Source organism: Hamadaea sp. NPDC051192 (assembly GCF_040682475.1).
In the GTDB taxonomy this organism is placed as follows: domain Bacteria; phylum Actinomycetota; class Actinomycetes; order Mycobacteriales; family Micromonosporaceae; genus Hamadaea; species Hamadaea flava.
On record NZ_JBFBAZ010000104.1, the window covers coordinates 13,698 to 28,581 of the forward strand.

A 14,884-nucleotide genomic window follows, 5' to 3' on the forward strand; every position below is an offset into this window, starting at 1 on the left:
ATTAGTTTCTCTTTCGACTAAACAAAATGTCAACGGAGTACGGCGTCGTTCTGACCCCGCGCTTGTCAGCCCTTGACGGCCCCGACCATGACGCCCTTGGTGAAGTGCTTCTGGACGAACGGGTAGACCACGAGGATCGGCAGCAGCGTCAGCGTCACCACCGCCATCTGGATCGTCAGCGGCGCCACCTGCTGGTGCCCGAAGTACTGCCCGGTGTTGGTGATCCCGGAGCCCGGCATCGAGTTGCCCTGCAGGACGTAGGTGTTCACCACCTGCGGCAGCGGCCACATCCCGTTGTCGGGCAGGTAGAGCTGGGCGGCGAAGAAGTTGTTCCAGTAGCCGACCGCGTAGAACAGCGTGATCACCGCGAGCACGGCCTTGGAGGTGGGCAGCACGATGGACCACAGGATGCGCCAGTCCCCCGCGCCGTCGATCTTCGCCGCGTCGATCAGCTCCGGCGACGTGCTGCTGAAGAACGACCGCAGCACGAGGATGTTGAAGACCGCCACCGCGCCGGGCAGGATCTGCGACCAGTACGCGTCGTAGCCGCCGAGGGCCGAGACGACGAGGAAGGTCGGGATCAGGCCGCCGCCGAAGAACATCGTGACGATCATGAACATGAGGATCGGCCGGTGCCCGAACGAGCGCGCCCGCGACAACCCGTACGCCGCGAGCACGCTGACCACCATGGACAGCGCGGTGCCGACGAGGGTGATCGCGAGGCTGACGAACAGGGAGTGCACGATCAGCTGGTTGCTGAAGATCTGCTTGTACGCCTCCAGCGTCAGCTCACCCGGCACCATCACGAGGCCGCCGGCCTTGTTGATGGACGCCTGGGTGGAGAAGCTGGTCAGCACGACCGAGTAGATCGGCACCGCGATGACGGCCAGCACGATCAGGACGACCAGCGACTTCGCGCCTTGGCCGACCGGGGACGGCTTCTCCTCCCAGGACGGCCGGTTGGAGGTACGCCGATTGCGGGGCAGTGTCGAGGTAGTCATCGCCGGTAGAACCCATCCTCGCCGAACATGTGCGCGACCTTGTTGGCCGCGATGAGGAGGACGACCGAGATGATGCCCTTGAAGAGCCCGGCCGCCGTGCCGTAGCTGAAGTTGTTGCCAACCACGCCGTAGTAGTACGAGAAGGTGTCGAGCACTTCGGCCGCGTCGCGGCCGACCGCTTGACGTTGCAGGATGAACTGCTCGAAACCGATCGAGAGCGCGTTGCCGAGCCGGAGCACCAGCAGCAGGATGATGACGCTGCGCATACCGGGCAGGGTGATGTGCCACAGCCGCCGCCACCGGTTCGCGCCGTCGGCCGCCGCCGCCTCGTAGAGGCTCGTGTCGATGGCGGCCAGGGCGGCGAGGAAGATGACGATGCCCCAGCCCGCCTCCTTCCAGACGGCCTGCGCGGTGACCAGGTACTTGAAGGTGTCCGGGTTGGTCATGATGTCCCAGGTCGCCATGTCGTGCTGGCGCAGGAACGTGTTGAGCATTCCCGCGCCGCCCAGCATCTCCTGGAAGATCGTGACGACCAGCACCCAGCCGAAGAAGTGCGGCAGGTAGACGATGGCCTGCACGAACGACCGGATCTTGGTGCTCATGATGGAGTTGAGCAGCAGCGCCAGCAGGATCGGGATGGGGAAGTAGAGCACCAGCTGGACCGCGCTCAGCACCAGGGTGTTCTCCATGGAGTGCCAGAAGAGCGGATCGCCGAACAGGCGCTGGAACTGGTCGAGACCGATGAACGGGCTACCGGTGAATCCGTTGTAGATGTCGTACGCCTGGAACGCCGTGAACAGGCCGAACATCGGGCCGTAGCTGAAGACGGCGAGCAGGATGACGGCCGGCAACGTCATGATGACCAGGGTTCGGTCGCGTTTGAGCCTCCCCCACCAGTTCATCCCCTTGCTGCCGCGCGCCGCCTGGGCGCTCGGCTGCGAGGGCAGGGCGGGCGGCGCCGCCACACCGTCGTCGATCGCTGCCACCGTCGTACTCCTTCGATCCTGGGTTGTTCAGCCTTGCTCAGCGTTGTTCAGCCGAAGGCCCGGGCCCCGCCGCTGTCGGCGGAACCCGGGCGGCAGATCACTGACCGGTGCCGTACTTGTTCCGGATGTCCTCGTAGAACGACCGCAGCGCGTCGCCGCCCTGCGACTTCCACGACTTGACGACTTCCTGGTAGTCGGCGACCGACTTACGGCCGAACTTGACGTCCTGGATCATGTCGGTGACGGCCTTGCCGATCGAGGAGTACTGCGACGGCTCGGTGATGTTCATGGCATAGAACGCCGGCTTGACGGCGTACTTGACCATCTCTGCCTGCCACGCGCCGTAGTCCTTGGCGACGTCGGGGAAGCCCTGCTGCACGGTCGTCTGGTTCGACGGGGTCACCAGGAACTGGAAGGTCGTGGCGACCTCCTTGGCCCCCTTCTCGGTGAGAGCCGGGTTGCCGTCCTTCATCGTGAAGGTGTCGCCCTCGGTGCCGAAGTTCACCATGAGCCACTCCGCCGAGCCGTACGGCGCGGCGATGTAGTCGGCGACCTTCAGCAGTTCCTTGATCTGGTCGTCCTTGAGCTTGGCGTTGAGGTAGCCGAACATGCCCGCGCCCGGCCCGATCTCGACCGTCGGGTTGCCCTTCGACGACATCAGCTTGAAGGCGGCCCGGCGGTAGCTCGGGTTCGCGGCGGTGCCCGACTTGGCGTCGTCACCGTTCCACGCCCCGGTGCCGTCGGCGTTGATGACGACCTTGCCGCTCCAGAATCGCTGCTTGCCGTTCTGGTTGTTGCCCGCGATCGCGTCCGGGTGGACGTGGCCGGCCTTGACGATCTTCTGGAACCAGTTGAGCGCCTCGAGGATCTCCTGGCTCTCGTACTTGTGGAAGATCTTGCCGGCGGAGTCGATGCCCCACTTCTGCGGGAAGTGGAACAGCTGCGACACGTAGTTCGCGTCGTCGCCGAACAGGTCGTCGAACGCCCACTGCCCGGCCGCCGCACTGGTCAGCTGCGCGCCGAGGGCGGCCAGGTCGTCCGGGGTCTTGACGCTGTCGGGGCTGATGTTCAGCTTCTCGAAGATGTCCCGGCGATAGAAGTAGGTGCCGGAGATGATCACGCCACCCGGGTAGACCGGCAGGCCGTAGAGCTTGCCGTTCCACACGCCCGCCTGCCACGCGCCGGTGGGGATGTTGGCGAGGTTCGGGTAGTCCTTGATCTTGTCGCCCGCGAGGTACGGCGTGAGGTCGACGAACTTGCTGACGCCCTGGCCGAAGTTGAGCGTCGAGGTGTTCCAGCCCGGGATCTGGATCCAGTCGGGCAGCTTGTCCGCGGCGAAGAGCGCGGGCAGCGCGTTGCCGTAGTTCGTGCCGTCCGACGGCTGGATCTTCAGGGTCACGCCGAGCGCCTTGTTGACGGCCTCGTAGTACGAGTTGCCGTCCGACGGCGGGATCGCGCCCCAGAGCGGGGTCATCGTGGTGTAGCTGCCGCCCTTGCCGGGAATGGCGGCGACAGTCTTCACGGGCGAGTCCGGGTACTTCAGGAACACCGGGTCGGAGACCGCGCCGTTGGCGCCGACGACGGCCGGCATGTCCGGCTTGACCGCCGTGTTCGGGATGTAGTTCGGGACGATCTTGCTGAGCTCACTCTGGCTGGTGGTACCGGGCCCGTTGGCCTTGTTGTCGCTGCATCCGGCGAGCCCGCCGACGCCGGCGGCGGACAACGCGCCGAGACCCGCGAGCGACAGGAACTGACGGCGGTTCGTGGCCGCGCCCTTGAGGGGGTCTTGCACGGCACACTCCCTTCATGTGGAGGGGGTAGAGGGTATGGGAGGCGGGGGGTTGTGCGGTACAGTTAGTTGGTCTACCGACTAAACAAATTAGCCGACGGGTGACCACTGCCACAAGCGCCGTTTCCAGGCTGTTACTTCAAGCCGCCGGGCGGTTCACGACGGCCCGGTCGTCCCGGGCGGCGGGGGAACCCTAGCGCAAGGAGCTGGATGATGACTCGACGTGCCGCGATACGGCATGATGGGGCTCGCTGTGCGTTCAGTCCGAGTGCAGTCGCCGGGGAACCGCTCCGGCGAGCCGCCAGAAACGCGGTCGCCGGGGAACCTCTCGGGCGAGCCGCCAGAAACGCGGTCGCCGGGGAACCTCTCGGGCGAGCCGCCAAGAATGCGGTCAGGAGCGACGAAGTCACGTTGTGGAGCCGACGGTGATCACCATGCAGACCGGACCGCAACCGGCCGACTTCGCCGACGTGCGGGCTACGAACCTGGCCGTCGTCCTCCGTCACCTGCGGATGAACGCGCCCTGCTCCCGTGCCGACATCGCCGCGGCGACCGGCCTCAACAAAGCCACCGTCTCCAGCCTCGTCGCCGACCTCATCGAGCGCCGGCTGGTCCGCGAGACCGGGATGACCGAGCGCCGGATCGGCCGCCCGGCCACCATGCTCGTGCTCGACGGCTCGCCGTACGCGGCGGTCGGCATGGAGGTCAACGCGGACTACATGACGGTCGTCGCCGTCGACCTCGCCGGTCGCAAGCTGCTGTCCTGGCGGCGGGCGTTCGCCGGCTCGTCGGCCAACCCCGGGCAGGCCGCCGCCTCGATCGCCGCCCTGGCCAAACGGGCCGTCGGCAAGGTCGAGAAGGAAGGCCGCCGCACCCTCGGGCTGACCGTGGGCGTACCGGGGTTGGTGGGCGCCGACGGCATCGTCCGGCTCGCCCCGAACCTGCGCTGGCACGACGTCGACCTGCGCTCGGCGTTGCGCAAGGCGCTCGGCGACCCGCCGTACCCGATCGAGGTGGAGAACGACGCCAACCTGGCCGTCCTCGCCGAACAGCGCTACGGCGGCTTCGCCGAGACCGCCAACCTGATCTACCTCACCGGTGAGATCGGCATCGGCGCGGGCATCATCAGCGAAGGCCGACTCATGCGGGGCGAACGCGGCTTCGCCGGGGAATTCGGCCACCTGCTCGTCGACCCGAGCGGACCGGTCTGCGGCTGCGGCCGCCGCGGCTGTCTCGAAGCGCTCGCCGGTGTCGGCGCGCTCGTCGCGCGTACGCTGCCCGACGCGGCCACCTCCTCCCCCACCGAACTCGAACCCGAGGTCGAGGAGGTCGTCCGCCGGGCCAAGGCCGGTGACCCGAAAGTCCTCGACGCGCTGGCCGAGACCGGCAAGCACCTCGGGCACGGGGTCGCCACGGTGGCCAACCTGCTCAACCCCGAAGTCGTGGTGCTCGGCGGCTACTTCGTGCAGCTGGCCCCCTGGCTGATCCCGGCGGCCGAAGCCGAGCTGCGCGCCCGGTCCATCGCGCCCGAAGCGGGCGGTACGCGTCTCGTCGCGTCCACGCTCGAGCTCGGCGCGGCGGCGACCGGCGGTGCGGCCCGGGTCCTCGACACCATCGACTCCGGTCGCCTCCCGACCCCCTAGTCCTTCCGCAGTCCTTCCGTAGTCCTTCCGTAGTCCTTCGGCGCTGGATCAGGGATCCGGGTCGAATCATGCTTCAAGATTCGACCGAGATCCCTGATCCGGCCCGCAAAAAAACGCCCGGCAGCGGGCAGGAAACGCCCCGGGAACGCGCCGAGCGCCCCCGGAGCAGCGCACGAAGCGGCACGGCGACCAGCCTCTTGACGGCGTGGGAGCGGTTCCGGTAGACCTTCTGGACAAGTCCCCGAAACACATCTGACATCAACCCCTCGGCGTAGTCGTCGAAGCGCTTCGACCGTAAACAACGCGTTCTGTTGAAGCGCTTCGACAACCCGCCCACACGACGGAGGGTGACCCCCGATGACCGACTTCCGCGATCCCACGGTCCCGCTGCGGCGCCGCGTCGAAAGCCTGCTCGGGCAGCTCACGCTGGAAGAGAAGCTGGCCCTGCTCCACCAGCACCAGCCCGCGATCGAGCGGCTGGGCGTCGGACGATTCACCACCGGCACCGAGGCGCTGCACGGCCTGGCCTGGCTCGGTGAGGCGACGATCTTCCCCCAGGCGGTCGGCCTCGGCGCGACCTGGGACCCCGAGCTGGTCACGAAGGTGGGCGACGCGACCGGGGACGAGGTACGCGGACTGCACCACAAAGACCCGACCCGGTGCGGCCTCAACGTGTGGGCGCCGGTCGTCAATCCGCTGCGCGACCCGCGGTGGGGGCGCAACGAGGAGGGCTACAGCGAGGACGCGTTCCTGACGGCGGTGCTGGGTGAGGCGTACGCCTGGGGGTTGCGCGGCGACCATCCCCGGTTCCTGAAGACGGCCCCGACGTTGAAGCACTTCCTCGGCTACAACAACGAGACCGACCGCTGCCTCAGTTCCAGCAACCTGACCCCGCGCGTGCTGCGGGAGTACGAGCTGCCGGCGTACCGGCGGGCGATCGCGTCGGGGGCGGCCGTCGCGGTGATGGCCTCCTACAACCTCGTGAACGGCATCCCGGCGCACGTCACCCCGCACATCAACGACGACCTGCGTACCTGGACCTCCGACGAGGTCTTCGTCGTGTCGGACGCGTACGCGCCGAACAACCTCGCCGACCCGGCGCAGCAGGCGTACTTCCCGGATCACCCGACGAGCCACGGGGCGGCCGTCCGGGCCGGCATCGACAGCTTCACCGACCAGAACGCCGAATCGCACATCACGATCGACCGGCTGCGGGAAGCCATGCGGCGCGGGCTGCTCGACGAGTCCGACGTCGACCAGGCGGTCAAGCGCGCGCTGACCGTCCGCTTCCGGCTCGGCGAGTTCGATGAGCCCGCGGACAACCCGTACGCCCAGATCACCGCCGACGTCATCAACTCCGCCGAGCACCAGGAACTGGCGCTGGAGACTGCCCGGCAGTCGATCGTGCTGCTGAAGTCGGAGTGCAAGCTGCTGCCGCTCGACCCGGCCCGGCACAAGACGGTCGCCGTCATCGGGCCGCTGGGCGACCGCAACCACACCGACTGGTACAGCGGCACGCTCCCGTATGCCGTGACCGTCCGGACCGGGCTGGCCGACGCGTTCCCGACGGTCGTCTTCGCGGAAGGCGTCGACCGCGTCGCGCTCAAGAAGGACGGCCGTTACCTGCGCGTCGACGAATCCGGGGCGCGCCTGGACGACGTGCCTTGTGCGTACGACATCTTCGACTGGGGCCAGGGAGTCGTAACCCTGCGCTCGACCGCGACCGGGCGATTCGTGCGGGTCAACACCAGCGCGGAGGCCGACGGCCCGGTGGGCGGACCGACCGCGGACATCGCGCGTAGCGGCGCGAAGGGCACGCTCGACGCGAGTTCGGACGGCCCGTCGGAGTGGACGGTGCGGGAGATGTTCCGGCTCGACGAGCAGGTCGACGGCACAGTCCTGATCCGTCACCACGCGTCGCCGGGCAACGAGGAACTGGGCGGTCTGCAGGCCGACCTGACCCTCGGCGCGCAGCCGGTGCCGTTCGAGGTGGAGCTGCTGGTCGACGGCGCGGCCCAAGCCGCCGCCGCGGCCGCGAGTGCCGACGCCGCCGTCGTCGTGCTGGGCAACCACCCACTGATCAACGGCCGGGAGACCGAGGACCGCGCGGACCTGGCCCTGCCCCCGGCGCAGGAGAACCTGCTGCGTGAGGTGTACGCGGCCAACGCCTCGACCGCGCTGCTGCTCGTCAGCAGCTACCCGTACGCGGTCGGCTGGGCCGAGGTGCACCTCCCGGCGGTGCTGTGGAGCTCGCACGGCGGGCAGGAGCTGGGCCGGGCCGTCGCCGACGTGCTGACCGGCGCGGCCGACCCGGGCGGCCGGCTGCCGCAGACCTGGTACCGCAGCGCCTGCGAGCTGCCGGACATCTTCGACTACGACATCGTCGCCAACGACGCGACCTACCTCTACTACCGAGGCACCCCGCTGTACCCGTTCGGCCACGGTCTGTCCTACACCACCTTCGACTACGCGGGCCTGCGGCTATCTGCGGAGGGCGCCGCCGCCGGGGAGACGGTGACCGCCACGTTCACCGTCACCAACACCGGTTCGCGGCCCGGCACCGAGGTCGTCCAGCTCTACTCGCATCAGCAGCGGTCCCGGGTCAAGCAGCCGTTGCGGCAGCTCCGGGCGTTCACCAAGTTCACCCTCCAACCTGGAGAGTCGCGCGAGGTGAGCCTGCCGGTGAGCATCGACGACCTGGCCTTCTGGGACGTCACCACCGGCCGCCTCGTGGTCGAGGCCGCCCGGCACAAGCTCATGGTGGGCCGCTCCAGCTCCGACATCCGGCTCACCGCGACGCTCGCCGTCCGGGGCACGGTCATCGGCACGCGCCGCGCCGTGGACCAGCCGGTCCGGGCCGCCGACAACGACGAGTACAGCGGCATCGCGCTAGCGGCCGACGGGGTCAAGTCCGTCGAGGACGGCGCCTGGCTGTGCTTCCAGGGCGTCGATCTCTCCGGGGTACGCACGACGCAGATCCGCGGTCACGGCGGTGCGGTGTCGGTGCGCGTGGACGATCCGTTCTCCGGGCCGGAGTTGGCGAAGGTGGTTCCCGGGCAGCGGGTGCCGAGCGCTAGCGTGGACGGCGTGCACGACCTCTATCTCGTCTACGGCTCGGTCGGCACGACCGTCGAGGAACTGGTGTTCGCCCGATGACCACAACCTCCTCCGGACGTACCCGTGGCAACGTCGTGACCATCACCGACGTCGCCAAGCACGCCGGAGTCGCGGCGAGCACGGTGTCCTATGTGCTCAGCGGCAAGCGCACGATCTCGGCCACCACCCGGGACCGGGTCATGGCCAGCATCCGTACGCTGGGCTTCCATCCCCATGCCGGAGCCCGGTCGCTGGCCAGCAACAAGGCCAACGTCATCGCCCTGGCCCTGCCGTTGCGCCCCGGCATGCACCTGCCGATCCTGATGCAGTTCGCGATGTCGGTGCTGACCGGCGCCCGCTCCGTGGAGCACGACGTGCTGCTGCTGACCGCCGACGAAGGTGCGGCGGGCGTACGCCGGATCGCGGGCAGCGCCCTCGTCGACGGGCTGATCCTGATGGACGTCGAGACGCACGACCCCCGGGTGCCGACCCTGCTCGAACTCGACCGCCCCAGCGTGCTCATCGGGTTGCCGGCCTCGGCCGAGGGGCTGACCTGTGTCGACCTCGACTTCTCGGCCGCCGGGGCGGCGTGCGTGCAGCACCTGGCCGCCCTCGGTCACCGGGAGATCGCTCTGCTCGGCGCACCGCAGGTGGTCTACGACCGCGACACCGGCTTCGCCCGGCGTACGCGCGACGGCGTGATGGAGGCGGCCAAGACCGCCGGGGTCACCGCGGTCGCCCGTCCCTGCGAGCCGACGTACGCCGCCGCCCTGGAAGCGCTGCGCTCGGTGCCCCACGCGACCGGCCTGATCGTGCACAACGAGGCGGCCGTCGACCATGTCCTGACCGCGCTGCGCGAACTCGACCGTCGCGTACCCGACGACGTCTCGGTCGTCGCCATCTGCCCGGACGAGATCGCCGAACGGGCCACCCCGGCATTGACGTCGGTCCCGATCCCGGCCTCCGAGGTGGGCCGGCGGGCGGTCGAGCTTCTGATGGCCAAGTTGGACGGTGTGGTCGTTCCTAATGTGACACTGCTGGCGCCGAACCTGACCGTACGCTCGTCGACCGGCGCGATCACTCACTGATCTACTGCGTCAGCTTCGTCAGCGGAGTGTGCCAACTTTTAAGTCCATTGTGGACCTGGGGAAACAGGGTCTTCACAACTGGCCAACCACAGGGTTAAATCTCTAACACAACGGAGTTCCCTATACCAATATGGGAGCGCTCCCAGAAGTGAATACACCGTGCCTGCCTGCGAACATGCGGCGGGGCGGATGCGCCCACATCCGCCCCGGTGTCCCCCGCACGACGCATGCCGCACGGCTCCACGGACAGGAGACATCGTAATGCCCGAGAACCACATTCTGCGAAGCCCTGACCGGGCATCTCACATCGCGGCCGATTTTTGCCTGTCCGGCCACCACGGATCCGCCCGTTTCACCGAACCCGGCTCCACCCGCTCCACCGGATAAGACGCATTCCGCCCAAGGGGCCGGCGCCGCCCAGCGCCGGCCCCTGCATCATCCCGGCGGCCTGCACGCCACATCCCCCGCGAGGAGTACGCATGAAGCTCACCCCCCGCCGCACCCGGCTCAGGCGCATCCTGGCGCTCGCCGTGTCGGCCGTCCTGGCCGCCGCCGGCATCGTCGCCGGCGCGGCACCCGCCCACGCCGCCGTTTCCTGTCAGGTCGACTACTCGACCAGCGACTGGAACGGTGGCAACAACCAGGGCGGATTCACCGCCAGCGTGACCCTGCGCAACCTCGGCGACGCCTGGAGCTCCTGGTCGTTGCAGTTCACCTTCCCGAACGGGCAGAACAACATCCAGGGCTGGTCGGCCAACTGGTCGCAGTCCGGCTCCGTGGTCACCGCGACGAACCTGTCGTGGAACGGCGCCATCGCCACCAACGGCAACACCTCGATCGGCTTCAACGCCAACTGGTACGGCACGAACGGCAAGCCGACCGACTTCAAGATCAACGGCGTGGCCTGCACCGGGGCGAACACCCCGCCGACGGTGAGCATCACCAGCCCGGCCACCAACACGCACTTCACCGCCCCGGCGGCGTTCACGATCGCGGCCTCGGCGAGCGACACCTCGCCCGGCACGGTCGCCAACGTCGAGTTCTACCGGGACGGCAGCCTGCTGGGCTCGGACGCCACCTCGCCGTACTCGTGGTCGGTGACGGCGCTCCCCGTCGGCACCTACACCTTCCAGGCGAAGGCGTACGACAACCAGGGCGGGACGGCCACGGCCCAGATCACCGTGATCGTGGACGCCGCGACCGGCCCGTCGATCGTGGCGAGCGCGGCCTCAGCCACCGTGACCGAGGGCGCCTCGACGACGGTCGGCCTGAAGCTGTCGGCCGCGCCGACGGCCAGCGTCACGGTCGCCGTGGCCCGGAGCGCCGGCGACACCGACATCACGGTCACCCCCGCGACCCTGACGTTCACCACGTCGAACTGGTCGACCAACCAGAACATCACCATCGCGGCGGCCGAAGACGCGGACAACGCCAACGGCACCGCGACGATCTCCGCCACCGCCACCGGGTACACCGCGGCGACCGTCGCCGTGACCGAGTCGGACAACGACCAGCCGGTCTACGTCCAGCGGTTCCTGGAGCAGTACAACAAGATCAAGAGCTCGGCGAACGGCTACTTCTCCCCCGAGGGTGTGCCTTACCACTCGATCGAGACGCTGATCGTCGAGGCGCCGGACTACGGCCACGAGACCACGTCCGAGGCGTTCAGCTTCTGGCTCTGGCTCGAGGCGCAGTACGGCCGGGTGTCGCAGAACTGGACCCCGTTCAACCAGGCCTGGGCGACGATGGAGAAGTACATCATCCCGTCCCACGCCGACCAGCCCACCTCCGGCGCTTCCGGCACCCCGCAGTACGCCGCGGAGCACGACTACCCGGACCAGTACCCGTCGACGCTGGAGCCCAGCGTCCCGGTCGGCACCGACCCGCTCAAGTCCGAGCTGACCAGCACGTACGGCACGTCTGACATCTACGGCATGCACTGGCTGCTGGACGTCGACAACAAGTACGGCTACGGGCACTGCGGCGACAAGACCACGCGGGTGGCGTACATCAACACGTTCCAGCGTGGCCCGCAGGAGTCGGTCTGGGAGACGGTTCCGCAGCCCAGCTGTGAGAACTTCACCGCGGGTGGCACCTACGGCTACCTCGACCTGTTCATCAAGGAGAACGGCGGCACCCCGGCCAAGCAGTGGAAGTACACCAACGCGCCGGACGCGGACGCCCGCGCCGTCGAGGCGGCGTACTGGGCGCTGCAGTGGTCGACCGCCCAGGGCAAGCAGGCGGACGTCGCGACGACGGTCGCCAAGGCCGCCAAGATGGGCGACTACCTCCGGTACGCCCTCTTCGACAAGTACTTCAAGAAGATCGGGAACTGCGTCGGCGCCTCGACCTGTGCCGCGGGCACCGGCCGGGACTCCGAGCACTACCTGCTCTCCTGGTACTACGCCTGGGGCGGCGGCATGAGCGACCAGTGGTCGTGGCGCATCGGCTCCAGCTTCAACCACTTCGGCTACCAGAACCCCCTGGCCGCGTACGCGCTGGCGAACGTCACGGGCCTCAAGCCCACCTCGCCGACCGCGAACGCGGACTGGACCACCAGCCTCACCCGGCAGCTGGAGTTCTACCAGTGGCTCCAGTCGTCGGAGGGCGCCATCGCCGGTGGCGCCACGAACAGCTGGGGCGGCAACTACGGCACCCCGCCGAGCGGCACCCCGACGTTCTACGGCATGTTCTACGACCAGCAGCCCGTCTACCACGACCCGCCGTCGAACCAGTGGTTCGGCATGCAGGCCTGGTCGCTCGAGCGGCTGGCGGAGTACTACTACGTGACGAACAACGCGACCGCGAAGTCCATCCTGGACAAGTGGACGACGTGGGCGATCGCGAACACGACGGTCAGCGGATCGAGCTTCCTGATCCCGTCCGACATGTCGTGGTCGGGCGCGCCCAACACGTGGAACCCGACGTCGCCGGCGGCGAACACCAACCTCCACGTCACGATCACCTCGCGTGGCTCGGACGCTGGTGTGGCCGCCGCATACGCCCGTCTGCTGATGTACTACGCCGCCAAGTCGGGCAACGCCTCGGCGAAGACCACCGCCAAGGCGCTGATCGACGCGCTGTACGCCAACAGCGACAGCAAGGGCGTGGGCGTACCGGAGACCCGGTCGGACTACAACCGGTTCGACGACGTCTACAACGCGTCCACCCACCAGGGCCTCTACATCCCGTCCGGCTGGACCGGGACGATGGCCAACGGTGACCCGATCGCGTCGGGCAAGTCGTTCCTGGACATCCGCTCCTGGTACAAGAACGACCCGAACTGGTCGTCGGTGCAGTCCTACCTGAACGGCGGGTCCGCGCCGACCTTCACCTACCACCGATTCTGGGCACAGAGCGACATCGCCATGGCATACGCCGACTACGCCGCGCTGTTCCCGACCGGCTGACCTTATCCCCGGCCCCGTGTCGCTGCGCTCGAAGCGACGCGGGGCCACCCCATTTCCGCGGTGGGGCTAGAAGAAGTCGTCACCGGCCGCGGCCAGCTGCTTCGCGCGCTGCTCCAGCGCCGCGGTCAGGTGCGCCTGGGCATCAGGACCCACTGGTACGCGCAACGGCGGATTCGGCTCGCGGACGACGCGTACCACCGTCTCGGCGAACAGGGCCGGATCGTTCAGGCCCGGCAGCTGCTCGAAGTGTTCGAAGGCGGTACGCATCTCGCCGTAGACGGGGACGTAGGCCGCGACCGGCCGTGAAGGCTGGATCATGGCCCGGCCGTAGCCGGTGGCGAACGCGCCCAGTTGCAGGATCGTCACGCGTACGCCCAGGTGAGTGGCTTCCTGGGCGAGCGACTCGGCCAGGCCCTCCAAGGCGAACTTGCTCGCCGTGTACGCCGACAGCCCCGGATAGGGCGTGAACCCGGCGGTCGAGGAGACGAACAGGGCGTGCCCGCCGCCCTGGGCCCGCCACTGGGGCAGGGCCAGGCGCAGCAGCCGCCACGGCCCGAACAGGTTGGTCTCGAACTGGGCCAGCACCTGCTCGGCCGAGACTTCCTCGACCGCGCCGAACTGGCCGTACCCGGCGTTGTTGACCAGGACGTCCAGTCCGCCGAAGCGGTCGACCGCCAGGTCGATCGCGGCGCGGCACTGCTCCTCGTCGCGGACGTCCAGAGGCGCGACGACGGCGTTGGGCCGGCCCTCGAACCGCGCGACCGTCTCGGTTCGCCGCGCGGTGACGAGCACCTGCTCGCCCTCGTCGACGAGCCGCTCGGCCAACGCCTGGCCCACCCCGCTCGAACATCCTGTGACCAGCCAGCGATGTGGCATAGCCACCCCCTCCCCGTACGCCGTCGAAGCGTCACACTCTGTGACAGGCCCAGCGAGCATCGCGGATGAATTCGATTCATCGCAATGTAAGAATGTCGACGGAGACCCAGTAGGGTGAAAGACGTGATCATGCCGAAGGTCGTCGCCACCGATCTCGACGGAACGCTCCTGTGGAGCGACGTCACGCTCTCTCCGCGTACCAAGGCAGCATTGAGAGCAGTCCGAGCGGCCGGAACGCGCGTGGTGGCCGCGACCGCCCGCCCAGCTCGCGTGATCGACGAGCTGTTCGGCGGCGAGCCGCTGATCGACCTGGCGATCTGCGGCAACGGCTCGAACCTCTACCGAGTGGGTGAGGAGCCGGAGATCCTGCACCCGCTCCCGCTGGACATCGCACGAAAGGTGATCGAGGAGATCACGACGATCGTCCCGGGCTCCGGCTTCGCCGTGGAGACCGGGGAGCGCGTGTTGTTCGAGCCGGGCTACCGGTACCAGCCGGCGCTCGACTATCGGCGCGAAACCGTCGAAAGCGTCGCCGACCTGCTGACCGAGCCGTTCGTGAAGCTCATGGTGTGGCTGCCCGACTCGGACCCCGACCGCGCGTGGGAGCGGCTGCGCCCGGCGATCGGCGAGCTGATCGAATGCACCTGGTCGGCCGAGCGGGCGCCGCTGGAGATCGGGGCGGCGGGTGTCTCGAAGGCCGCCACGCTGGCCGTCCTCTGCGAGACCTGGGGCGTCACCGCCGACGAGGTGGTCGCGTTCGGCGACGCGCCGAACGACCTGCCGATGCTGGCCTGGGCCGGGACGGCGTACGCGGTCGCCAACGCCCATCCGGCGGTGCTCGCCGCGACGTCATTGCGCGCCCCGGCCAACGACGACGACGGCGTAGCCGTCATCCTGGAATCCCTCCTCCCCCACTGACCCCTCCCTTCCCCGTCACCCCCTCGCCCCCCTCCCCTTCCGCGCCGCCCCCACCCCTTCCGCGCCGCCCCCTCGCC

The 14,884-nt window shown here is 68.6% G+C and carries 9 protein-coding genes; 5 read left to right on the forward strand and 4 right to left on the reverse strand.

Annotated elements, in window-relative coordinates:
- Positions 1-65: 65 nt before the first annotated feature.
- From AB0M47_RS31285 to AB0M47_RS31295, 3 genes are all read right to left on the reverse strand, one after another.
- Entirely contained in the window at positions 66-1,001 is a 936-nt protein-coding gene (locus AB0M47_RS31285; protein WP_363420380.1) for a carbohydrate ABC transporter permease, read from the reverse strand.
- Positions 998-1,987 (reverse strand): ABC transporter permease subunit, encoded by a 990-nt coding sequence (locus AB0M47_RS31290; RefSeq protein ID WP_363420383.1) that lies wholly within the window; start codon positions 1,985-1,987, stop codon positions 998-1,000. Before AB0M47_RS31290 ends, AB0M47_RS31285 begins: the two co-directional genes overlap by 4 nt.
- A 97-nt stretch (positions 1,988-2,084) precedes the next feature.
- Positions 2,085-3,779 carry a hypothetical protein gene (locus AB0M47_RS31295; RefSeq protein WP_363420385.1) on the reverse strand — a complete coding sequence of 565 codons (1,695 nt, stop codon included), beginning with the start codon at positions 3,777-3,779 and terminating at the stop codon, positions 2,085-2,087.
- 431 nt (positions 3,780-4,210) lie between these two features.
- Between AB0M47_RS31295 and AB0M47_RS31300 the strand changes: the two genes are divergently transcribed.
- From AB0M47_RS31300 to AB0M47_RS31315, 4 genes are all read left to right on the forward strand, one after another.
- Complete coding sequence (locus tag AB0M47_RS31300) at positions 4,211-5,419, forward strand: ROK family transcriptional regulator (RefSeq protein ID WP_363420396.1); 1,209 nt, start codon at positions 4,211-4,213, stop codon at positions 5,417-5,419.
- Between the two features lie 357 nt (positions 5,420-5,776).
- A complete protein-coding gene (locus AB0M47_RS31305; RefSeq protein WP_363420387.1) occupies positions 5,777-8,575 on the forward strand; it encodes a glycoside hydrolase family 3 C-terminal domain-containing protein in 2,799 nt (932 codons plus the stop codon).
- Positions 8,572-9,603, forward strand: coding sequence for a LacI family DNA-binding transcriptional regulator (locus AB0M47_RS31310; protein ID WP_363420388.1), 1,032 nt, complete (start codon positions 8,572-8,574; stop codon positions 9,601-9,603). The genes AB0M47_RS31305 and AB0M47_RS31310 overlap by 4 nt, the downstream gene beginning before the upstream one ends.
- Positions 9,604-10,082: 479 nt before the next feature.
- Positions 10,083-13,013, forward strand: coding sequence for a glycoside hydrolase family 48 protein (locus AB0M47_RS31315; RefSeq protein WP_363420391.1), 2,931 nt, complete (start codon positions 10,083-10,085; stop codon positions 13,011-13,013).
- Between the two features lie 66 nt (positions 13,014-13,079).
- On the opposite strand, the gene AB0M47_RS31320 is transcribed toward AB0M47_RS31315, so the two are convergent.
- On the reverse strand, positions 13,080-13,889 hold the full coding sequence (locus tag AB0M47_RS31320) for an SDR family oxidoreductase (protein WP_363420393.1): 810 nt from the start codon (positions 13,887-13,889) through the stop codon (positions 13,080-13,082).
- A 129-nt stretch (positions 13,890-14,018) separates the two neighbouring features.
- Here AB0M47_RS31320 and AB0M47_RS31325 point away from each other — a divergent pair, with 129 nt between their 5' ends.
- Complete coding sequence (locus AB0M47_RS31325; RefSeq protein WP_363420398.1) at positions 14,019-14,807, forward strand: HAD family hydrolase; 789 nt, start codon at positions 14,019-14,021, stop codon at positions 14,805-14,807.
- Positions 14,808-14,884: the final 77 nt, after the last annotated feature.